This window comes from Stenotrophomonas testudinis (genome assembly GCF_024499815.1).
GTDB lineage: Bacteria > Pseudomonadota > Gammaproteobacteria > Xanthomonadales > Xanthomonadaceae > Stenotrophomonas.
In genome coordinates this window covers 36,651-58,587 of record NZ_JAMOKY010000004.1, presented here as the reverse complement: position 1 = coordinate 58,587, position 21,937 = coordinate 36,651, and the positions used below count along the sequence as shown (strand labels likewise).

The following is a 21,937-nucleotide window of genomic DNA, read 5'->3' as shown; positions in this document are numbered from 1 at the left end:
CGCTGGCTGGCGACCTCATGAACCTTCGGAAGCAATGCGGAGTTGCCGGCCAGCGGCCGGCACGACCGTGTTTTCGTCAGCGCCGGCGCAGCAGCTTCCACGTGCCCCAGCCACTGGCGGCGAGCACGGCCAGATAGCACACCACCATCGTGCGCAGGCCCACCGGAGAGCCCGGACTGATGCCGCGATGCAGGCGCAGCTGCATCGAGCTGTGGCCACTGCCCAGATCCACTGTCATCTGCAGCGCCACCGCGGCACCGACCATCAGCAGCGCCACCCCGAAGCCGATGCGCGGCCACGACGCCTGCGCGCTGGGGCGGCGCAGCAGCCACGCCAGTGCTGTGGCTGCGGCGAGCACCACCGCGATCCACATCAGCGGCGACGCCGGAGACGCAGCAGCCACCGGCATTGCACCGGTGGCTGCGATCAGTACGACGCCCTTACTTGCGGGTGCCGTCGAGCCAGTTCGGGCCCTTGTTGGTGAGGAAGAAGACATAGACCACCAACGATACCGCGATCGTGGCGGTGACGTAGATGGCGAACCAGTCGACGTGGCCGGTCTTCAGCGCGCCTTGGTACAGCAGCGGGGCGGTACCGCCGAACAGCGAATTGGCCAGCGCATAGCCCAGGCCCACGCCCAGTGCACGGATATGGGTGGGGAACAGTTCTGCCTTCACCACCGCGTTGATGGACGTGTAGCCGGTGAGGATGACAAAGCCCAGCGCCAGGGTCAGGAAGGCGAGGGTGGCATCGTGCTGGTGCGGCAGCTGGGTGATCAGGTACCAGCTGTACAGCACGCCGCCCACGCCGAAGAACACCAGCAGGCTCTTGCGGCCGATGATGTCCGACAGCCAGCCGCCGACCGGCTGCAGCACCATCAGGAACGTCAGTACGCCGAGGTTGACCAGGGTGGCGGTCATCGGATCATCCGCGGCAAACGCGCTCTGGATCATCTTCGGGCCGTTCACCGAGTAGGTGTAGAAGGCAATCGTGCCGCCGGCGGTGATCAGGAAGCACAGCAGCAGCGGGCGCCACTGGTGCACGATCAGTTCGTACATCGAACCGGACTTCTTCGCCTTGCCTTCGCGCGCGGCCTCGATCGACGATTCTTCCATCGTCTCGTCCATGCCCCGGCGCAGCCAGAACACCACGACCGCGGCGACGCCACCGATGCCGAAGGCGATGCGCCAGCCGAACTCGGAAATTTCCGGCTTGCCCCAGACATTCAGCATCAGGAACAGGGTGAGCTGCGCCAGCACGTGGCCACCAACCAGGGTGACGTAGTGGAACGAGGACAGGAAGCCTCGGCGGCCGGGAATGGCGGCCTCGGACATGTAGGTGGCGCTGGCGCCGTACTCGCCGCCGGTGGCGAAGCCCTGCAGCAGGCGCGCGAACAGCAGGATGATCGCCGCCCAGATGCCGATGCTGGCCGCGGTGGGCGTGATGGCGATGAGGAAGGAGCAGACGGCCATCAGGGTGACCGACACGGTGAGCGCCAGGCGACGGCCGTGGCGATCGGCGAAGCGGCCGAAGAACCAGGCACCGATCGGGCGCATCAGGAACGTGGCGGCGAAGATCGCCCACACGTACATGGTGGAGTTCTTGTCTTCGGGCGAGAAGAACTGCGATTCGAAGTACACGGCGAACACCGAGTACACGTAGACGTCATACCACTCCACCAGGTTGCCGGCGGAGCCTTTGAGGGTATTGGAGATCGAGCGGCGCAGCGCGGCGCCGTTGGTGCTGGGGACAGCAGGTTGGGACGTGGTGCTCATCTGGGTGAGGATCCTCGATGCGGTGCTTCCATGCGGGAAAGATCGGTGCCAGGGGCGCGCGTGGGGCGCTGCCAGCCAGCCTCCTAGGTACTGCATCCCACGTCAACGCCGGGTGCCGGAGGGGCGGGCAGGGCATGGGGACCGCACAGGGTGACAGCGGCCTGCAGGGCAAACCATAGCTAGATCGTCGTACGCGATGTCGTGCGCTGCGTGTTCAGTAAAGCCCTGCAAGGCCTGCGCGACTGCCCAAAGCGGGGTTGCTCCGTCACCCGAACCTTCTAGAATCCCTTTTCCCCTGCCTGCTGGTGCGTCATGTCGGCTTCCCCTGTTCCTTCTGCGGCTGCCCCCCGGGGGGGCCTTGTCGCGCTGGCCTTGCTGCTGGTCTACGTGGTCTGGGGCTCGACCTACCTCGGCATCGCCAAGGCCCTGCACGGCGGCGCGCTGCCGCTCACCATGGTCTCCGGCAGCCGCTTCATCATCGCCGGCGGCCTGATGTACCTGGCCCTGCGCCTGTTCTGGAAGATGCCGCGGCCGAGCCTGCGGCAGTGGCGCAACCTGATCATCATGGGCGTGACCATGCTGGTGCTGGGCAACGGCATGGTGGTGCTGGCCGAGCGCGAAGTGTCTTCCGGCCTGGCCGCGACGGCGGTGGCTTCGGTGCCGTTGTGGATGGCGCTGTTCTCAGCGCTGCGCGGCCAGCACGCCAGCCGCGGCGAATGGCTGGGCATCGCGGTCGGTTTCATCGGCGTGGTCTGGCTCAATGCCGGCAGCAGCCTGACCGCCTCGCCCACCGGGCTGGTACTGCTGCTGATCGCACCGGTCGGCTGGGCGTTCGGTTCGGTGTGGGCGCGCGGCCTGGACCTGCCTGGTCCGTTCATGACCGCGGCCGGGCAGATGATCTGCGGTGGTGTGCTGCTGGTGCTGATCGGTCTCGCGGTGGGCGAACGTCCGACCACGCTGCCCGACACCGGCGGCCTGCTGGCCATGGCCTACCTGTGCGTGTTCGGTTCCATCGTGGCCTTCACCGCCTATGTCTGGCTGCTGCACAACGTGCGCCCGGCGCTGGCCGGCAGCTACGCCTACGTCAACCCGGTCATTGCGGTGCTGCTGGGCGCAGCTCTCAATGGCGAGCAGTTCGGCTGGCGCGATTTCCTGGCCATGGCGGTCATCCTGCTGGGCGTGGTGGTGCTGACCATGGCCAGGACGCGAAAGAAATGAGCATGAGGAAGTGAGCATGGACGAGCAGGAACAACGCCGCGGGCTGCTGGTCACCGCGTCCACCTTCGTGCTGTGGGGGCTGGTGCCGGTGTACTGGCATCTGCTCAACGAGGTGCCGTCGTTCCAGATCATTGCCCACCGCATCATCTGGTCCACGGTGCTGGTGGTGGCGTGGCTGCTGCTGAGTGCGCGCCTGGGCTGGTGGCGGAAGATCGCCGCGCAGCCGCGCGCGCTGCCGATCCTGGCGGTATCCAGCCTGACCATTGCCTTCAACTGGGGCCTGTACATCTGGGCGGTCAATGCCGGGCATGTGATCGAAACCAGCCTCGGCTACTTCATCAACCCGCTGGTGAACGTGCTGCTGGGCGTGCTGGTGCTGAAGGAGCGCCTGCGCCGCGTGCAGTGGATCGCGGTGGGCATGGCCGCGGTAGGCGTGGCCTGGTTGACCATCGATGCCGGCACGCCGCCGTGGATCGCGCTGGGCCTGGCGTGTTCGTTCGGCCTGTACGGGCTGCTGCGCAAGCTGGTGTCGGTCGATCCGGTGGCCGGGCTGGGTGTGGAGAGCCTGTACCTGTTCATGCCTGCGCTGGCATTTGCGGTGTGGGCCGAGAATGGCCATGGCGGTGCGTTCTTCCACGGCTGGGGCTGGCGCAACGATCTGCTGCTGGTGTTCGGTGGCGTGGTCACGGCCGTGCCGCTGATCGGCTTCGCGTACGGAGTGAAGCGCATTCCGCTGTCGCTGGTCGGCATCCTGCAGTACATCGCACCGAGTCTGCAGCTGCTGCTGGGCGTGTTCTTCTTCCACGAGGCGTTCGACACCGGCAAGGCGATTGGTTTTGCGGTGATCTGGGCCGCACTGGTCCTGTTCGTCGGCGAAAACGTGCGGGCGATGCGGGCGGCGAGGGGTCGGATCCCTCCGCAACGCGGAGGGCTCTGACCCCGGTTCCGGCAAAAAAGAACGGCGCCCCGGGGGGCGCCGTTCTGCTTCCATCTCCGGCCAGGAGAGAGTTGGCCGGAACGGGAACGCGGTTGCAGGCTTAGAAGCGCTGCTGGTACTTCATGTACATGAAACGACCGATGTCGAAGCCGCCGTAGTAGACGAAGCTGCTGTTCGGCTGGCTGTACATGATCGGACCCTGGTGGTCGAACACGTTGTTCAGGCCCAGCGAAACGGTGCCATCCCACGGCAGGGCGTAACGCACCTGCAGGTCGTGGAAGGTGTTCGAACCCACCTTGTTGGTCGGCGAGGCATCGGTGTAGGCCGAGCTGAAGCCCGGCAGGTTGCACTCGTCCATGTAGGAACACTTCTCCTTCATGCTGGAGTAGTAGCGCGCGGTCCAGCCGATGCCCAGGTTGCCGTACTGCCAGTCCAGGTTGAAGGTCGAGCGCACGCGGAAGTTGCCGCCCCAGCTGGTCAGCTGTTCCACCGGCGTGGTGACGGCGTTGTCGTTACGCTGCTCCAGGTAGTCGGTGTAGGTCGTGTTCCAGGTGACGGCGAACTTGCCGAACGTGGTTTCCGGCAGGCGGTAGCGCGCGCTGATGTCATAGCCGGCGGTTTCGCGGTAGCCGGCGTTGACCAGCGAGCGGTCCAGCGCGTTGACCTGGCCGTTGCTGCCGCGGGTGAAGCGACCGCAGGCCGCGTCCGAACCCTGCACGTAGCACTGTTCCAGGATGCTGGTGGCCGACTCGCCGACGATGGCGTTGTCGATGCGGATCTTCCACCAGTCCAGGCTGACGTCCAGGCCCTGCACGAAGTCCGGGCTATAGACCAGGCCGACGGTCCAGGTCTTGGCGGTTTCCGGCTTCAGCTCCGGGTTGGAACCCGAGCTGAAATCGGTGGTGGCCTGCTGGCCCGGCTTGCTGGCCACGCTGCCGTCGCTGTTGAGCTGGCGGAAGTTGGCCGGCACGTTCAGGGCCTTGCAGCGTGCGGCAACCGCGGCGCTGGTGGCGGCGGTGCCGAACGAGGTATCGCACGGGTCGGTGAACGAGTCACGGCTGCTGACGGTGCCGCCGTACAGGTCGTCCACGGTCGGCGCACGGAAGCCGGTGCCGTAGGTGGCGCGCACCAGCAGGCTGTCGATCGGCTTCCACTTCACGCCGAACTTGCTGTTGGTGGTCGACCCGAAGTTGTTGTAATCCGAGTAACGACCGGCCACGTCCAGCGACAGCTCACGGGCGAACGCCATGTCGGCCAGCAGCGGCACCTGCAGTTCCAGGTAGACCTCGTTGAGCGAGTAGTCGCCCTGGGTCGGCTTGCCGCTGGTGCCGGCGATCTGGCCGTTCTGCACCATCAGGTCCGGGGTGTAGCGTGCTTCTTCGGTGCGGTGCTCGAAGCCCATCGCGGCCAGCACGTCGCCGGCCGGCAGGGTGAACAGCGAGCCGGAGATGTTGGCACTGGCCACCTTGGTGGTGGTCTGGCTCTTGTCCACGAAGCGGGCGAACAGGTAGTCCTGCACGTCCTGGTTGCTCAGCGAGCCCGGACCGGTGTAGCCCATCGGCGCCGCGGGATTCCACGGCACGCAGCCGGCGATCACCGCATCGGTGGTACCGCAGTAGGCCACGCCATCCTTGATGAAGGACGGGCCGACGGCGAGGTTGACGTTCGGCTGGTACATGCTGCCGGTGCCGATGCGCTCGCCTTCATTGCGGTTGTAGGTGTAGTTGACGTTCCAGTCCCAGTAGCGCGAACCGGTGTCGAAGCTGCCTTCCAGACCGAGGCTGCCGCGCTTGGTCTCCATGTTGTTCTCGGTGCCACGCAGCATTTCTTCGGTGCGGTGCGAGAACAGCACGTCCTGGCCCCACAGGTTGAATGCGCTGTCCCTGGAGAGGGCGGCGCGGGTGCCGTTGCGCGCCTGTGCGGCAGTCACCGAGTACGGGTAACCGGCCAGGTGCTTGCTCGATTCGCGCTTGCTGTACAGCGCATCGGCAACCAGACGCAGGTTGTCGGTGATCGAGAATCCACCGTTGGCGAACACCGAAGTGCGCTCCAGGCCGGTCAGCAGGCTCATGTTGGTCTTGGTGTTGGCACCATCGGCCGGGTTCAGCGTGTGGAAGTTGGCTGCATCGGTCGGGTCGCCGCCCGGGCCGACGGTCACCGGCTTGCCGCCGACGGTGACGCTGCCCCACGGCGTGGTGCCGTTGAGGCCATCGTTCGGATGACGCGGGCCGTTGACGTAGCGGGTGAACTCACGTGCGCCGCCCATCACTTCGTCTTCCTTGGTGCGCTCGGCACCCACGCTGAACCAGCCGCGGTCGAAGGTCTTGCCGAAGGTGGCGCTGTAGGAGCGCTTCTGGCCGTCACCTTCGCCGTACTGGCCGACGTAGACGCTGGCTTCGCCACCGTCGAAATTCTTGCGGGTGATGATGTTGACCACGCCGGCGATGGCGTCCGAGCCGTACAGCGCCGACGCACCGTCGGTCAGTACTTCGACGCGCTCGACGATGGCCGAGGGAATCGAGGCCAGGTCGGAATAACCACCGGCGCTGACGCCCATGCGGCGGCCGTCGATCAGCACCAGGCTGCGTTCCGGGCCCAGGTTGCGCAGGCTGACATACATGCCACCGAAGTCGCGCGAGGAGGTCAGCGACGAAGCGCGGCTCATGCTCGGCGAACCGGCAGCGGTCACGTCCTGCAGGATGTAGGCGACGTTGACGTAGCCCTTCTTCTCGATCTCGGCGCGGTTGAGCGCGACCACCGGCTGGGCGGTCTCGACACTGGCCTGGCGGATGCGCGAGCCGGTGATTTCGATGCGATCGAGGTTGGTGGTGTTGTCGCCCGCATCCTGTGCGAGGGCGGGGGTGGTGCAGCTGGCGGCCAGCGCGATGACGATCGCGTTGCGCAGCGGGGTGGTCTTCAGGGACATCCGTGAAATCTCGTGTTTCAGAAAAAAACATGCGCCCGTTCTATGGGCGCGTGGGGTACTGCAAACCAACGTGGGGGGCGGGATTCTAGAGTGTTTTCATTCGTAACTGTTTGTCCCGGCGTGTTACATCGCGCTGAACATGAATCGCAACCAACAATCCACAGGGGTGCTGTGCGCAGCGTCACGCGCGGGGTGTGTTCGATGCGCAGAGGCATCGATAACGGCGGTAGTCGCGCGATCTGTAATGCACGGAGTGTGCGAACGTTCATCCACGTGTGGCGTGGATGACGCGCCCAAAAAAAAGGGCGAAGCCTCTGCTTCGCCCTCCACATGCATCACTCCACCCACCGGCGCGTTGATCAGGTCTCGCGCAACGCCGTGGTGATCGGCAGGCGCGCCGCGCGCAGTGCCGGGAACAGGCCACCGACCAGGCCGATGCCCAGTGCCCACTTCAGGCCATTCCACAGCAGCTCCGGCGACACGTGGAACTTGAACACCACCGCGCTGAAATTGCTGCCGATGGTGGACACGCTGTAACCGTTGAACAGCAGCCAGGCCACCGCGCAGCCCAGCAACCCGCCCAGCAGCGCCAGCAGCATGGTTTCCAGCATCACTGCAGTCACCACCGGCAGGCCGCGGAACCCGATCGCACGCATGGTGGCGATCTCGCGTGCACGCGTTGCGACCGCGGCGTACATGGTGTTGAGCGCACCAAACACCGCGCCCACCGCCATGATCGTGCCGATCACCTTGCCAAGAATGTCGATCAGCTTGGTCAAGCCGCCGCCCTGCTTGCTGTAGTACGCACGCGTGGTTTCCACGTCCAGCTTCAGGCGCGGATCGGCCGCCACGGCCGCCTTGAACTGTTCGAAGCCAGGCTTGCCATCGGTGCGCACGCTGATCGACTGCCACGCACTGCGCTGGTAGGTGGTGGCCAGCGTATCGGCATCGGTCCACATTTCCGAATCGTGCGCATCCCCCGAGGCGAACACGCCGACCACGGTCCAGGCCTGGTTGCCCAGGGTCAGCGTCTTGCCGACATCCAGATTGCGGAACTGTCCCTGCGCACCTTGGCCGACCACGATCTCGCGCAGGCCGGTGCCGAACTTGCGGCCCTGCACGATCTTCACCTTGTCATGCACCGCCCACGCCTGTGGGCCGACGCCGCGGAACTGCGCGTTGACGTCGGTGCCGTCGGCCTTGGACACGAGGTTCACCACCTGTGACAGCTCCGGCGACAGCAGCGGCCGGCCTTCGCCATCGCGGCTGATGCCGGGCAGGGTGGACAGCATCGGCACCTGCTCGCGGGTGATGACCGAATTGGTCTCGGCCTGCGAACCGCCACGCAGCACGATGGCGGTGGTGTCATCGCCGGTGTTGTTGAGCGTGGCCTGGAAGCCCTCGCCCATGGCCAGCATCGCCACCAGCACGCCGACCACGCCGGCAATGCCCACCACGATCACCGAGGAGGCACCCCAGCGCTGCGGCAGGCTGGCGATGCCGATACGGGTGGCCGCCAGCGCCAGCCGCCCACTGCGGGTCAGCAGCAGCCACAGCGCCACCAGCAACGCCACGGCCAGCACACCCACCCACGGCAGGCCGATCCACAGCACCAGGCCCACCGCCAGCAGCAGCACGGTCAGCGCATTGCCCAACCACTTCTTGATCCTGTTCATCGGGAGTCCTCCTCAGCGGCCGGCCAGCGCATCGACGATCTTCAGGCGTTTGGCGCGCAGCGCGGGCAGCAGCCCGACCACGACGCCGATCACCACGATCAGGCCGATGCCCACCAGCCAGGTGGGGGTGGGTACGTGCGGTGGCAGCATGCCCAGGCTCTTCGGCGCGATCGCCGGCAGCACCAGTGCGGCCAGGCCCATGCCGATCAGGCCGCCGAGGCCGATCAGCAGCACCGACTCGACCATCACCAGCGTCAGCACGGTGCTGTCCTTGAAGCCCAGCGTCTTCAGCGTGGCCAGCTCGGGAATGCGCTCGCGCACGGCCTGGGCCATGGTGTTGCCGGTCAACAGCAGCAGGGTGAAGAACACCGCGCCCATGATCGAGGTGACGATCATGCCGATGTCCGCGAACTGCTTGACGAAGGCCTGCTGGAACGCCGATTCGGTCTGGGTCTTGGTCTCGTGGTCGGAGTTGGCCGAGATCGCATCGATGGCCTGCGCCACGCGGGAGGCATGGTCGGGGTTGTCCAGGGTGATCGTGTACCAGCTCACCTGGTTCTTGATGTAATCGTTGGATTCGTCGAAGTATTTCCAGTTCATCATCAGCTGGCGTTCTTCGTTGCTTGCCTGCGCGCGGTCCTTCGAGCGGAAGATGCCCTTCAGCTCCAGCGGCCAGTCATTGCTGCCGCCGCGCGGGAAGATCGTGGCCTGCAGCGGAATGGTGTCGCCGATCTTCCAGCCGAACTGGTTGGCCAGGGTCTCGCCGACGATGGCGCCGGTGCGGGTCTGCTTCCAGTCTTCCAGCTGCGCCGGGTCGATCTGCAGTTCGCGGTAGACGTCGAAGTAGTTGGGCGACACCGAGAAGTTCGGGAAGAAGTTCTTCGGGTCTTGGTAGATGCCGCCGAACCACATGCCATAGGCCACGTCGCGCACGCCATCGACCTGGCGGATCTGGGTTTCCAGGCGGATCGGCAGCGACTGGGTGATCGACAGGCGCGAGGCGGTGACCAGGCGGTTGGCACCTTCCACGCTGCCGCCGGAATTGAACGCCACGCGTACCGAATCGAGCATGCCGAACAGCAGGAACGCGGCGACCACCGAAAACAGGGTCAGCAGGGTCCGGGTGCGGCTGCGGAACAGCTGGGCCCAGACCAGGGAAAAGTATTTCATCGCCGGGGCCTCCGTCAGTGGGCCAGCGGGGCGTCGGCCAGCTCGCCCTTGTCCAGGTGCACCGTGTGGGTGGCGTACTCGGCGGCCTTCGGGTCATGGGTGACCATGATGATGGTCTTGCCGTGTTCGCGGTTGAGCTGCTGCAGCAGGCCCAGGATCTCCTCGGCCGATTGCCGGTCGAGGTCGCCGGTCGGTTCGTCGCAGATCAGGAAGGTCGGATCGGAGACGATGGCGCGGGCAATCGCCACGCGCTGCTGCTGGCCGCCGGACAGTTCGTTGGGGCGGTGGCTGCGGCGGTCGGCCAGGCCGACCAGGGTCAGCGCGATCTCGGCATTGCGCTTGCGCTGTGCGGCGCTGAGGTGGGTCAGCAGCAGCGGCAGCTCCACGTTCTTCTGCGCGGTCAGCATCGGCATCAGGTTATAGAACTGGAACACGAAGCCGACGTGGTGGCTGCGCCAGGTCGACAGCTGGCCGCCACTCATCTGGTCGATGCGCTCGCCTTCGATGCTGATCTCGCCGCCACTGGGGTTGTCCAGGCCGCCGATCAGGTTGAGCAGGGTGGTCTTGCCCGAACCGGACGGGCCCATCAGCGCGACGAAGTCGCCGCTGGCGATGTCCAGGTCGATGCCATGCAGCACCTTCACTTTTTCCGGGCCGCGTTGGTAGGTCTTGGTGATGTTGCGCAGTGAAACCAGGGTCGACATCGGGGCTCTCCACGAAAGGTGCGACACGGGAACGCGCGCCGGCCACGGGCCGGAGGGCATGCATCGAACGGTGCTGCCGGCGGCGCCACGCGGGCGCCAAGCCGTTACTGCGCTTGTTTCAGTCGAACCCTGGCGCCATCGCGCAGGGTGTCCGGTGGGCTGACCACCACGCTTTCACCCGCACTCACGCCCTTCAGCAGCTGGCGGTCCTTGCCCATTGCCTGGCCGGCCTGCACGGGGCGCTGCTGCACGCGGTCGGCATCGCCCAGCACGAAGGCCACGCTGGCACCGTCGCGCTCGACCACCGCCGTGGCTGGCACGCGCACGCCCTGCGGCGTGTTGGCGGTGGCCTGCGGCTGCGCCTGTTCCAGGAAACTGACCCGCACGCCCATCTCCGGCACGATGCGCGGGTCCTTCACCTTCAGCGCCACGCGCACCTTCACTGTGGCCTTGCCACGGTCGGCGGTGGGAATGATGGCGATCACCTCGCCGGGAATCTTCCACTCCGGGTAGGCGTTGAGCGTAGCTTCCACCGGCATCTTCGGCTGCACGCGGCCGATGAAGGCTTCGCCCACTTCCACTTCGATCTCCAGCGACTCCATGTCGACGATGGTGCCGATGCCGGTACGGGTGAAGCCGCCGCCGGCCGACAGCGGCGAGACGATCTCGCCCGGCTGCGCGGCCTTGGCGGTGACCACGCCGGAGAACGGCGCGCGCACGATGTTGTTGTCCACGCCGAGGTCGGCGATGGCGAGCTGGTCGCTGGCTACCTTGACGTTGCGTTGGGCGGTATCGAGCTGCGCGCGGATGCTGTCACGCTGGGCCACGGCCTGGTCGTACTGCGAACGCGAGACCAGCTGCTGGCCGACCAGCGCCTGCAGGCGGCTGGCTTCGGCGGCGGCCTGGCGCTGCTGCGCCTGCAGGCCGGCCACCTGTGCACGTGCGGCCTGCACCTGCGAGGCGGAGAGGCTGCGCTGTGCATCGGCATCGATCGGGTCCAGCGTGGCCATGACCTGGCCGGCCTCCACCCGCATGCCTTCCTCGATCATCACTTCGCGCACCTTGCCGGTGATTTTGGCCGACACCGTGGCCATGCGCCGGGCCACCACGTAGCCGCTGGCATCGAGCACCGAGCTGCTGGCACTTCCCTGCTGGATCGCCACTGCCGGTGCGGTTTCCACCTCCATCGTCGGCGTGCGGCCGAACAGGAAGAAGGCACCGCCGGCCAACAGCAGCACGATCACCACCAACGCGATCCACAGCCAGCGGCGGCCGCCCGGGCCATTCCCGGAGGACGGCGGCGGGTTCTTGCGGTCGATACGGAGTTCCTTCAACAGCTCGGCAGAAGCGTTCATTGCGTTCCATCACAGGCGTTCGGGCGGAGTGGCCGGAAGGGCGACAGCAGCGGTTCCGGTGGCAAAGCGTGCGGCACAGCATGCAGGTGGCACGGGGCGGGATGGCAGTGACAGCTGTCACCCGATGTAGCTGACGGCGGCCACTGCGAAACGTGACCGGGGCAGCACAGGATGGCAACGTCCCCGCTACCGGTACCGCACCCATGGATCCGACCGCAGCTCCCACTACGGCCCCGCTGGCCCGCCTGCACCAGGTGCAGGTGCATTACGCCGGCCATGCCGCACTGCAGGGCATCGACCTGCAGGTGCGTGCCGGCCAGGTCCTGACCCTGCTGGGCCGCAACGGTGCTGGCAAGAGTACCGCGATCAGCGTGCTGCTGGGCCTGCGCCGCGCCGATGCCGGGCAGGTCGAACTGCTCGGCGGTGATCCGCAGCAGCGCGCCAGCCGCGTGGGGCTGGGCGTGATGCTGCAGAGCACCACCCTGCCGCCGATGCTGCAGGTGGATGAACTGGTGGCGCAGGCCAGCGCCTGCTATCCCGATCCGATGCCGCTGGCCGAGGTCCTGCAGCGCGCCGGCCTGCAGGATCTGGCCCGCCGCCGCTATGGGCAGCTGTCCGGTGGCCAGCAGCGCACGGTGCAGTTCGCCATCGCGCTGTGTGGGCGCCCGCGTGTGCTGTTCCTCGATGAGCCTACCACCGGCCTGGACATCCAGGCGCGGCAGGTGATGTGGCAGGCGATCCGGCAGCTGGTGGCCGAAGGCTGCGGCGTGCTGCTGACCACCCACTACCTGGAGGAGGCCGAAGCCCTGGCGCAGCAGGTGGTGGTGTTGGAACAGGGCCGCGTGCTGGCCGATGCGCCGCTGGCCGAGCTGCGACTGGCCGACCGGCCGCGGCGCATCCGCTGCCGCAGCAGCCTGGCGGTGGAAGAAGTGCAGCACTGGCAGGGCGTGCAGCAGGTGCAGCGCGACGGTGCGTACCTGCAGCTGCTGGCCAGCCCGGCCGAACCGGTGGTGGCGCGCCTGCTGGCCGCCGATGCACGACTGCAGGAACTGGAAGTACAGGGCGCGGCATTGGCCGACGCCTTCCTCGACATGACCCGGGAGGCCGCATGAACACCGTGACCCGTACCCTCGCCGCGCCGCGCGCCTCCGTGCGTGCCGCCCTGCGCCCCTACATCGCCGAGCTGCAGGCCGAGCTGCGCCGGGCCTGGCGCACTCCGGCCTTCGCGGTGCCCTCGCTGCTGTTCCCGGTGCTGTTCTACCTGTTGTTCGGCGTGCTGCTGGGGCGTGGCCACGCGCCGCTGTACCTGCTGGCCACCTACTGCGTGTTCGGCGCGATGGCGCCGGCCCTGTTCGGCTTCGGCGTGCAGCTGGCACTCGACCGCGAAGGCGGCCTGCTGACCCTCAAGCGCGCGCTGCCGATGCCGGCGGCGGCACCGTTGCTCGCACGGCTGGCGATGGCGGTGATGTTCGCGCTGCTGGTGGCGGGCCTGCTGGTCACCGCGGCCAGTACCCTGGGCGGCGTGCATCTGCAGGTGCGGCAGATCCTGCAGCTGCTGGCCGTGGCCGCACTGGCGGCCCTGCCGCTGGGCGCCATCGGCCAGCTGATCGGCAGCCATGTCAGTGCCAGCGCGGCCCCGGCAATGGTCAACCTGGTGTACCTGCCGCTGGCCCTGCTCTCGGGCCTGTGGCTGCCGCTGGCGGCGCTGCCCAAGCTGTTCTCGACGATGGCGCCGCTGTGGCCGACCTGGCACCTGGCGCAGCTGGCGCTGCCGGTGGTCGGGCTGCCTGCGGCAGGCAGCCTCGCCGGGCATCTGCTGGTGCTGCTGGGCGTGACCGTGGTGGCACTGCTGCTGGCGCGTCGCCGCCTGCGCCGGGTCGGCTGAACTGGCATGATCGGCAGCGAACGTCCCCGCCTGGATCCGCCCGTGCCGTCGAGCTGGCTTGCCTCCCTGCTGCGCCCCGCGCCGGATTCGGCCGTGGCCGACCAGTTGCGGCGCGGCAAATCCCCGTGGAGCGGTGCGATCCACCTGCTGTGGTCGGTGTGGATCTTCCTGACGCCCGCGCTGGGCAATGGCTTCACCCTGCGCTGGTTGTTCCTCACCCTGGCCAGCTATCCGCTGTTCCTGTTCCTGTATGCACGGGTGATGCTGGCGCCGCGCCACCACGGCCCGCGTTATGCGCTGGCGATGGTCGCGCTGTCGCTGGTGCTGCTGCCCTGGTACCCGTCCGGCCTGAGCTACTTCGTGTTCGGCTGCGTGCTGATGCGCATGAGCGGCCGCAGCGGCTGGTGGATGTACCTGCTGCAGCTGACCGGATTGAACATCGTGTTCTGCTCGGCCGCGCTGTACTTCGGCTACCCGTGGCAGGCGCTGGTGTGGATGCCGGCGGTGTCCTTCATCGTCGGTCTCGTGGTGAACGTGGAGGCGTTGAGCCAGCAGCGCGATGTGGCCCTGCAGCTGTCGCAGGAGGAAGTGCGGCGGCTGGCGACCACGGCCGAGCGCGAGCGCATCGGCCGTGACCTGCACGATCTGCTCGGCCACACGCTGTCGCTGATCACGCTGAAGCTGGAACTGGCGCGCAAGCTGTACGACCGCGATGACGCGCGTGCGCGGCAGGAGATCGGCGAGGCCGAGGCCATCGCCCGCGAGGCACTGGCGCAGGTGCGCAGTGCGGTCACCGGTATACGCGCCAGCGATCTGGCCGGCGAGCTGGCCTCGGCGCGGCTGCTGCTGGAATGCCAGCAGGTGCACCTGCACTACACGGTGCCACCACCGATGCCGGTGGAGGTGGAGCGCGGCCTGGCCCTGGTGCTGCGCGAGGCGGCCACCAATATCGTGCGCCATGCGCAGGCGACCCAGGCGCGGGTGGAATTCATGCAGGAAGGACGGCAGCTGGTGATGCAGATACGCGATGACGGACGGGGCGGCCTGCAGGCCGAAGGCAATGGCCTGTGCGGCATGCGCGAGCGCGTGGCCGCGCTGGGCGGCCAGCTGCAGGTGCGGTCGGGCAGGGGCGAGGGCACCGTGTTGAGCGTGCGCGTATCGTTGGCAGCCGCCACGACACCGGTCCCGTCGGCCTCGCTGGCACAGGACGGTGCGGCATGATCCGCATCCTGCTGGCCGAGGACCAGGCCATGGTGCGCGGCGCGCTGTCGGCGCTGCTAAGCCTGGAGCCGGACATCGAGGTGCTGGGCAGCGCCGCCGATGGCGAAACCGCCTGGCGCATGCTACAGCAGCTGCAGCCGGACATCCTGGTGACCGACATCGAGATGCCCGGCCTGACCGGCCTCGAGCTGGCCCAGCGCATCGCCCGCCACGAACTGCCGATCAAGGTCGTCATCGTGACCACCTTCGCCCGCGCCGGTTTCCTGCGCCGCGCGCTGGAAGCGGGAGTGCTGGGCTATCTGTTGAAGGATGCCCCGGCAGAGAATCTCGCCGAAGCGCTGCGCAAGGTGCAGCAGGGCATCCGTGCGATCGACCCGCAGCTGGCGATGGACGCCTGGTCGCAGGCCGATCCACTGACCGACCGCGAGCGCCGCGTGCTGCGCCTGGCCGGTGAGGGCCGCACGGCCAGCGAGATTGCCGAGCAGCTGGGGCTGTCGCACGGCACGGTGCGCAATTACCTGTCCGAATGCATCGGCAAGCTGGGCGTGGCCAACCGCATCGAGGCGTACCGGCTGGCCCGGCAGAAGGGCTGGTTGTAGAGCCGAGCCCATGCTCGGCTGCTGTTCGTCGCTGCGCGCCGCCGCCCGAGCATGGGCTCGGGCGCTACCGATTGCCGGCCCTGCTCAATCCTTCCCGCGCGCCATCGCCTGGAACACGCCATCGCGGCGCACCCACAGGTGGAACAGCGCCGCGCCCACGTGCATCAGCACCGTGGCGAACAACACATACGCCAGCAGGCTGTGCGCGTTGCGCAGGGCGGCATACAGCGCAGGGGTGTGCGGCACGATCGGCGGCAGGTGCAGGCCGCCCCACAGGGTGATCGGGTAGCCGCCGGCCGACAGCATCGCCCAGCCGATCAGCGGCATCGCCAGCATCAGCCCGTACAGCATCCAGTGCGATGCCTTCGCCGCCAGCGCCTGCCACACCGGCAGGTCGGCCGGCAGCGGTGGCGGGCGGTGGCGCAGGCGGTTGTACAGTCGCAGCAGCACCAGCACGAGGATGGCGATGCCCAGCGGGCGGTGCAGGTCGATCAGCATCGGCCGCAGGTGCAGCGAGGCGACCATGGTCACGCCGACGAACAGCATGGCCAGGATCATCACCGCCATGGTCCAGTGCAGGATGCGCGCGAGCAGGTTGAAGTGGCCGTTGCCGGTACTCATCGTGCGGCCTCCTTCTTCGGTTGTTCGACGTTGCCGGCGGCGCGCTCGCGTTCGCGGCGGTTGAAGGACTGCGAGTACACGGCCGAGCGTGCGGCCAGGATCGGGTCGTCACTGCCGTGCACGCCGCTGGGCAGGATCAACGGGTCGAAGTTGATCTGGCCGCAGGCGCCTTCCTCCTGCGACTGCATGCGGTCCAGGCTGAGCACGCCGGCCACTACCTGCTCGCGCGAGTCGGGCCACGGCGTCGACGGATCGTCGATGGCATCGCCGGGCGCGGCGGTGCTGACCATCAGGTTCCACTGCACCGGGCCCTTGGCCAGGCGCTGCTGCAGTTCCTGGCTGAGGAAATCGACGCTGGCCTGCTTGCGCGTTTCCGCATCCATCTGCACCACCGGCGCCAGCGGCTGCCAGCGCCAGCGCACCGCGCGCTTCTGTCCCTGCGCGTTGGTGAACCAGAAGCTGTTGACGCTGTTGTAGGTGGTATCGGCCCAGCTGCTGGTCCACGGCGCGGTCTTCGCCCATTGCTGGAAGGCCTGCGCACTGGGGTATCTGGCCAGTACGGCGGCCATCTTCTGCGGGTCGGGCTTGCCGGTGGCCGGGTCGGGAATGGAGGCGCGGGTCTGCTCGTAGAACGCTTCGGCGTCGGGCACGGCGAAGAACGGGAAGCTGTTCATCGCCATGCGCCATTCCTGGCCGTCGTCGCTGACCATCTGCACCGCCATGCTGCGCACGCGCGCGGTGTTGTCGGCGCCGTACGGGTCGCCGCCACCGATCGACAGGCGGCCCATCACCGGCACGCGCGCCTGCGAGAACACCCGCGCGCTGGACAGGGTGGGCGCCTGCGCGCTGGGTTTGAACCAGCCGCTCACGCAGATGCCCTTGCTGTGCGCACGGCGGAAGCCTGGATGGGCCGGGCCGGTGGCTTCGATGGTGTCGGTGAAACGCTGCGCGGTGAGGCGGTTGCCGATCCAGCCGGCCAGCCAGGCGAAGGCCAGCGCGGCGCCGCCCAGGATCAGGGCGATCAGGGCGATCCAGGGCAACGGGGAATGCGTGCGCGGTGCGCCGGGCGTCTGGCCGGCGCGGGTGTAGCGGAAGAGCGACATGGTCGGGTTCCTGCCTTCACGGATCGTGTGGGTGGTCGACCCGCACATCCTCGCAGAACCCGACCGGGGCCGAAATTCAATTTTTCGTCAGATTTGCCGGCCCCGGCAGGAGGACGCGCCGGGCAGGGCCCGGCGTCTCCATCAGGCGTAACGCGCCTTCAGCATCGCCCAGGCCGAACGCAGGGCCAGGGCCTCGCCACCGGCCGGACGGCCGGGGCGCTCGCCGTCGTTCCAAGCGTAGACGTCCAGGTGCGCCCAGCGCTGGTCGTTTTCCAGGAAACGCTCCAGGTACAGCGCGGCGGTCACCGAGCCGGCCATGCGCGAGCCGGCGTTGGCCAGGTCGGCCACGCCGCTGCTCAGGTAACGCAGGTACGGGCGCCACAGCGGCATGCGCCACACCGGGTCGCGGGTTTCATCGCCGGCCTGCAGCCACTGCTGGGCGACGGTGTCGTCGTTGCTGAACAGGGCCGGCAGGTCCGGGCCCAGCGCGATGCGGGCGGCACCGGTCAGGGTGGCGAAGTCCAGCACCAGGTCGGGCTTCTGCTCGCCGGCGAAGGTCAGCGCGTCGCACAGGACCAGGCGGCCTTCGGCATCGGTGTTGTCGATCTCGACGCTCAGGCCCTTGCGCGTGGCGATGATCTCGCCCGGGCGGAAGGCATCGGGGCCGATCGCATTTTCCACCGCAGAAATCAGCAGGGTCAGGCGCACCGGCAGCTGCTGGGCCATCACCAGCCCGGCCAGGGCCAGCGCGTGGGCGGCACCGCCCATGTCCTTCTTCATGTTGCGCATGCCGTCGGCCGGCTTGATGTCCAGGCCGCCGGTATCGAAGCACACGCCCTTGCCGACCAGCGCCAGCGCCGGGTCGCTGTCCTTGCCCCAGCGCAGCACGATCAGGCGCGGCGCACGGTGCGAGGCACGGCCCACCGCATGGATGGCCGGGAAGTTCTGCTTCAGCAGTTCATCGCCGGTGATCGCTTCGACCTGCGCACCGTGGGCGTCAGCCAGCGCACGCGCGGCGTCTTCCAGCTGCTGCGGGCCCATGTCTTCGGTCGGGGTGTTGACCCAGTCGCGCACGCGCAGGCTGGCGGCGATCAGGTCGGCCACTTCCGCCGACGGGCTGGCCAGCAGCTGCGCCGGTGCACGGTTGCGCTTGCGGTAACGGTCGAAGCGGTAGCTGCCCAGGCCCCAGCCCAGCTGCAGCAGCGCCTGTTCGGCGGCCGGCAGCTCGGTGACCAGCTGCCACACGCTGCCTTCGGGCAGGGCGTGCGGGGCATGCGCATAGGCGTAGGCATCGGCACGGTCGCCGACCCCGATCACTGCACCGGCCAGGCCGTCGGCGCCCGGCAGCAGGGCCACGCTGTGGCCGGCGGCGGTGAAGCCCTGTGCGTCCAGCCATGCCTGCTGGGCGACCGGCTGGGCGGCCTTCCAGCTGGCGTACTGCTCGCGGTCCAGCACGTGCAGCGGCAGTGCGGCGGTGGCGGTGGCGGTGAAGCCGGTGATCTCGCTCATGCGTCAGTTACTCCGGTGTTCGTCGGCGGCATCGAGGTTGGCGTCCAACCAGTCGGCCAGGCCGGTAAGGGTGTCGAACTGCAGGTCCGGCTGCAGCTGCGGATGGGTCCAGGTGGCAGCGTCGCGGTTGATCCAGCAGCCGCGCAGGCCGGCGGTGATCGCCCCGGCCACGTCCATCTCGATATGGTCGCCCACGTGCAGCACCTGCGCTGGCGCCACACCCAGGCGGTCGCAGGCGGCATGGAAGATGCTGGGCTCCGGCTTGGCCGCGCCATGTTCGCGCGCGCCCAGCTGGAAGGCGAAAAGATGCGACAGGCCGATCCGTTCCAGGTCGGCGTTGCCGTTGCTCAGCGCCGCCACCGGTACCCGCGCGGCGATGCGCGCCAGGGCCTCCAGTGCGTCGGGGTAGTACTCGACCTGGTTGCGCGCGGCATAGAACACTTCGTAGGCCGGCTCCAGCAGGTCCAGGCTGGCGCCGCTGTTCTGCAGCGCCTCCTGGATCGTCAGCCGGCGCAGCGCGCTCAGGTCGAAGTGCAGCTGCGGGTTGTCGCGGAAGGAGCGCTCGCGCAGTTCGCGCATGGCCGCCACCGGGTACATGGCGGCGGTGGCGGGGCTGTGCTCGCACATCCATTCGTGCAGGACCACGTCGATGCGGGCGCCGATCGGCGCGAACGGCCACAGCGTGTCGTCGAGGTCGAGGGTGATGGCTTGGACTGGAAATTTCACCCGGCCATTCTACGCCTGCCCGCCGGGGCTTTCATTCCAGCAGCCGCGCCCAGCCCTGCATGCCCTCCAGCCGCGCCAGCACCAGCTTGATGCAGACCAGCAGCGGCACCGACAGCAGCAGGCCGACCATGCCCCACGCCCAGCCGAACACCATCAGGGCCAGGATCAGCACCAGCGGCGACAGCTTCATCTGCCGGCCGAGCACGATCGGGGTCACCAGTTGCCCTTCCAGCGTATGCAGGCCCAGGTAGGCGGCGGCCGGCAGCAGGGCCTGCAGCGGATCGCGGAACTCGACGAAGCCCATCAACAGCATCATCGCCACGCCGATCAGCGGGCCCACGTACGGCGCGAAATTCAGCAGCGCCGCCACCGTGCCCCACAGCAGCGCCTCCTGCAGGCCGATGCCGAGCAGCATCAGCACGCCGGCAAACACCAGCCCCACCAGTGTGTTGATGACACTGATGGTGAGTACGTAACGGGAGACCTCGCGTTCGATAGAACGCAGGATGTCGGTGGTGAAGCGCTGCTGCTGGCGGTTGGGGAACAGGGCGATGGCCGCGCGCTGCAGGCTTTCGCCATAGATCATGAAGAACAGGGTGAGCAGCACCACCGCCAGCACCGAGGCGGCCAGCTTCGGCGCCCGGGTCAGCACACGATAAGGGTCGTCCAGCTGCGTGCGGATGACCTGGATCCTGCGGTTGCTCTCGCCACCGGCGACGCGCGCGAAATTCTCCGCCGCCTGGTTGGCCTGCTGCACGGGCTTGGTCAGGTCCTGCACCTGGCGGGCGACCTTACGCAGCTGCTGCGGTGCTTCCTGGGCCCAGTCCATCGCCGGGCCGATCAGCTGCACGCCGAGCGAGGCGGTCACCCCCAGGCCGGTGCCGAGGATCAGCAGCGCACCGATGGCGCGCGGGATCCACAGCCGGCGCAGGACGCGCAGGATCGGGTTGCCGACCAGGGCGAAGAACATCGCCAGCAGCACCGGCAGGATGATGTCCTGCGCGGCCCACAGGGTGAAGGCAACGGCCAGGGTGGCCAGCACCACCAGCGACATCGGCCCGCGCGGGCGCGAGGGCGGCGGCAGGGTCGCCTTGCTTTCCGGTTCGGGGGCCACATGGGACAGCAGAGACTCGCTCATTGACGCACCGACCGGGAAAGGAGGCCCATTATCCGCCCGCCGCGATCAACGCGGCGGGTGTGTGGAGTCAACGTTCGGAGACGTCAGTGGCCGCTTCGGCCGGCTGCGGTTCGCGCAGTTCCGGTTCGGGAGCGGCTGCCGGTCGCGGAGCCTGGCGGGCAGCGGCCTGCGGGGCCATCTGCTCGGCGGCTTCGTCGGCCTGGTCGGCCGCTTCATCCGCCGTATCGGCCGCGTGAGCGGCCATCGCGGCGGCAAATGCCGCCTGGCCGCTGGCAAACAGGTTGGATACCGAACCGATCATCTGCAGCCAGCGTGCACCGTTGAGCTTGCCCGGTAATTCCAGCTTGCCGGCCAGGAAACCGCCGGCAAGGCCGACGGTGATGATGCGCAGCGGCGACCAGCCCTGCCGCCAGACCTGGCTGAGCACGGTCCAGCTGTCCTCGGTTTCGGCCATGCGCACGGCCATCACCTGTTCGCAGCGCTTGACCCGCCGCTGCAGCGCACCGAACTTCATGGCTTGCCCTCCGGAATCTGCACATCGGCATCGGGGTCGTCTTCGCTGGGCTCGTCGAACAGGCCCAGCTTCGACAGCTGGCGCCGCGTGGCGTGCATGCCGGTGTGGTGGAAGAAGTAGGACACCCGCCAGATGGCGTAGCCGGTGACGGCCAGGCTGAGCAGCGAAGTGATCAGCAGGGCCTGCAACCAGCTCAGGCCCCAGCTCTGCAGCAGGGCGATGAGGGTGGCGGCCATCAACAACCAGGCCGAGGCACCGAACACGATGCCGACCCCGGCCCAGGCCAAGGCGCGGCCGAATGCGCTGCGGGCCAGCGCGAAGTCGGCCGAAGCCAACCGCCGCAGCGAACGCAGCGAATGCTTCGCCGAATCGGCGGCGGCCTTACCGGCCGCGCCGACCTGGCGGATGCTCTCGTCCAGCGGCGGGGTGGCCGCCGGATCGGGTGCTTGCGTGGTCTCTTCGCTCACGCCGCAGCTTACTTGTCGCTGCTGCTGGCCAGCTTGGCGATCAGCCAGCCGGCGGCAAAGGCCACACCGAACGACGCCAGCGGACGCTCACGGATCAGCTCGGCGGCGCTGTCGACCAGGTCCTTGCCCTTGTCCATCAGTGCATCGACCTGTTCCTTGGCAGCGGCACCGCCGAATTCAGCGGCGGCCAGGCCGGACAGCGCGCTGTCGGACAGTTCGGCCTTGACGTTGGCCTTGCCGATGCGCAGTTCGTCGGTCGCAGCACCGGAAGCGCCCTTGATCGCACCGCCGGCAGCACTGGCGGCCTGCTTCAGGTGGGAACCGGCTTCACCCAGGTGTTCCTTCAGGTTCTCGGTATTGGTGGGGCTCATCGAATCACTCCTGTTGCGATGG

Annotated in this window: 21 protein-coding genes; 6 read left to right on the top strand and 15 right to left on the bottom strand. The window is 68.0% G+C overall.

Features of this window, described 5'->3' with window-relative positions:
• Positions 1-76 precede the first annotated feature (76 nt).
• Complete coding sequence (locus NQ204_RS03995; RefSeq protein WP_243402670.1) at positions 77-409, bottom strand: hypothetical protein; 333 nt, start codon at positions 407-409, stop codon at positions 77-79.
• A gap of 31 nt (positions 410-440) precedes the next feature.
• Positions 441-1,775, bottom strand: a complete 1,335-nt coding sequence (locus NQ204_RS03990) for an MFS transporter (protein WP_116863171.1) — start codon at positions 1,773-1,775, stop codon at positions 441-443.
• A gap of 312 nt (positions 1,776-2,087) precedes the next feature.
• Between NQ204_RS03990 and yedA the strand changes: the two genes are divergently transcribed.
• A complete protein-coding gene (gene yedA, locus NQ204_RS03985; RefSeq protein ID WP_116863172.1) occupies positions 2,088-2,993 on the top strand; it encodes a drug/metabolite exporter YedA in 906 nt (301 codons plus the stop codon).
• Positions 2,994-3,003: 10 nt separating this feature from the next.
• Positions 3,004-3,930, top strand: coding sequence for an EamA family transporter RarD (rarD, locus tag NQ204_RS03980; RefSeq protein WP_116863173.1), 927 nt, complete (start codon positions 3,004-3,006; stop codon positions 3,928-3,930).
• Positions 3,931-4,030: 100 nt separating this feature from the next.
• Here the strand turns inward: rarD and NQ204_RS03975 are convergent, their stop codons facing one another.
• From NQ204_RS03975 to NQ204_RS03955, 5 genes are all read right to left on the bottom strand, one after another.
• Complete coding sequence (locus tag NQ204_RS03975) at positions 4,031-6,856, bottom strand: TonB-dependent receptor plug domain-containing protein (protein ID WP_256643139.1); 2,826 nt, start codon at positions 6,854-6,856, stop codon at positions 4,031-4,033.
• A 359-nt stretch (positions 6,857-7,215) separates the two neighbouring features.
• Entirely contained in the window at positions 7,216-8,532 is a 1,317-nt protein-coding gene (locus tag NQ204_RS03970) for an ABC transporter permease (RefSeq protein ID WP_116863175.1), read from the bottom strand.
• Positions 8,533-8,544: 12 nt separating this feature from the next.
• Positions 8,545-9,702, bottom strand: coding sequence for an ABC transporter permease (locus tag NQ204_RS03965; RefSeq protein ID WP_116863176.1), 1,158 nt, complete (start codon positions 9,700-9,702; stop codon positions 8,545-8,547).
• Positions 9,703-9,716: 14 nt separating this feature from the next.
• On the bottom strand, positions 9,717-10,406 hold the full coding sequence (locus NQ204_RS03960) for an ABC transporter ATP-binding protein (protein WP_049480023.1): 690 nt from the start codon (positions 10,404-10,406) through the stop codon (positions 9,717-9,719).
• Between the two features lie 104 nt (positions 10,407-10,510).
• The gene (locus NQ204_RS03955) at positions 10,511-11,761 is read right to left on the bottom strand and encodes an efflux RND transporter periplasmic adaptor subunit (protein WP_116863177.1); all 1,251 of its coding nucleotides are present in this window, start codon (positions 11,759-11,761) and stop codon (positions 10,511-10,513) included.
• 203 nt (positions 11,762-11,964) lie between these two features.
• Here NQ204_RS03955 and NQ204_RS03950 point away from each other — a divergent pair, with 203 nt between their 5' ends.
• The 4 genes from NQ204_RS03950 to NQ204_RS03935 are packed head-to-tail and all read left to right on the top strand — an operon-like array spanning position 11,965 to position 15,466.
• Positions 11,965-12,873 carry an ABC transporter ATP-binding protein gene (locus NQ204_RS03950; protein ID WP_256643138.1) on the top strand — a complete coding sequence of 303 codons (909 nt, stop codon included), beginning with the start codon at positions 11,965-11,967 and terminating at the stop codon, positions 12,871-12,873.
• Positions 12,870-13,646: an ABC transporter permease gene (locus NQ204_RS03945; RefSeq protein ID WP_256643137.1), complete on the top strand. Its 777-nt coding sequence runs from the start codon at positions 12,870-12,872 to the stop codon at positions 13,644-13,646. The genes NQ204_RS03950 and NQ204_RS03945 overlap by 4 nt, the downstream gene beginning before the upstream one ends.
• A gap of 6 nt (positions 13,647-13,652) precedes the next feature.
• A complete protein-coding gene (locus NQ204_RS03940) occupies positions 13,653-14,867 on the top strand; it encodes a sensor histidine kinase (protein ID WP_256643136.1) in 1,215 nt (404 codons plus the stop codon).
• Positions 14,864-15,466: a response regulator transcription factor gene (locus tag NQ204_RS03935; protein ID WP_116863181.1), complete on the top strand. Its 603-nt coding sequence runs from the start codon at positions 14,864-14,866 to the stop codon at positions 15,464-15,466. The genes NQ204_RS03940 and NQ204_RS03935 overlap by 4 nt, the downstream gene beginning before the upstream one ends.
• Before the next feature lie 84 nt (positions 15,467-15,550).
• Here the strand turns inward: NQ204_RS03935 and NQ204_RS03930 are convergent, their stop codons facing one another.
• From NQ204_RS03930 to NQ204_RS03895, 8 genes are all read right to left on the bottom strand, one after another.
• A complete protein-coding gene (locus tag NQ204_RS03930) occupies positions 15,551-16,087 on the bottom strand; it encodes a cytochrome b (protein ID WP_116863182.1) in 537 nt (178 codons plus the stop codon).
• Entirely contained in the window at positions 16,084-17,190 is a 1,107-nt protein-coding gene (locus tag NQ204_RS03925; protein ID WP_256643135.1) for a catalase family peroxidase, read from the bottom strand. Before NQ204_RS03925 ends, NQ204_RS03930 begins: the two co-directional genes overlap by 4 nt.
• A 141-nt stretch (positions 17,191-17,331) precedes the next feature.
• Complete coding sequence (locus NQ204_RS03920; protein ID WP_256643134.1) at positions 17,332-18,699, bottom strand: leucyl aminopeptidase family protein; 1,368 nt, start codon at positions 18,697-18,699, stop codon at positions 17,332-17,334.
• Positions 18,700-18,702: 3 nt separating this feature from the next.
• The gene (locus tag NQ204_RS03915; protein WP_108767453.1) at positions 18,703-19,425 is read right to left on the bottom strand and encodes an HAD family hydrolase; all 723 of its coding nucleotides are present in this window, start codon (positions 19,423-19,425) and stop codon (positions 18,703-18,705) included.
• A gap of 31 nt (positions 19,426-19,456) precedes the next feature.
• Positions 19,457-20,563, bottom strand: coding sequence for an AI-2E family transporter (locus NQ204_RS03910; protein WP_256643133.1), 1,107 nt, complete (start codon positions 20,561-20,563; stop codon positions 19,457-19,459).
• A gap of 67 nt (positions 20,564-20,630) precedes the next feature.
• Positions 20,631-21,077 (bottom strand): protein sip-5, encoded by a 447-nt coding sequence (locus NQ204_RS03905; RefSeq protein WP_256643132.1) that lies wholly within the window; start codon positions 21,075-21,077, stop codon positions 20,631-20,633.
• Positions 21,074-21,544, bottom strand: a complete 471-nt coding sequence (locus tag NQ204_RS03900) for a phage holin family protein (RefSeq protein ID WP_116863188.1) — start codon at positions 21,542-21,544, stop codon at positions 21,074-21,076. The genes NQ204_RS03905 and NQ204_RS03900 overlap by 4 nt, the downstream gene beginning before the upstream one ends.
• Before the next feature lie 8 nt (positions 21,545-21,552).
• Positions 21,553-21,915 carry a hypothetical protein gene (locus NQ204_RS03895; protein ID WP_108767457.1) on the bottom strand — a complete coding sequence of 121 codons (363 nt, stop codon included), beginning with the start codon at positions 21,913-21,915 and terminating at the stop codon, positions 21,553-21,555.
• Positions 21,916-21,937: the final 22 nt, after the last annotated feature.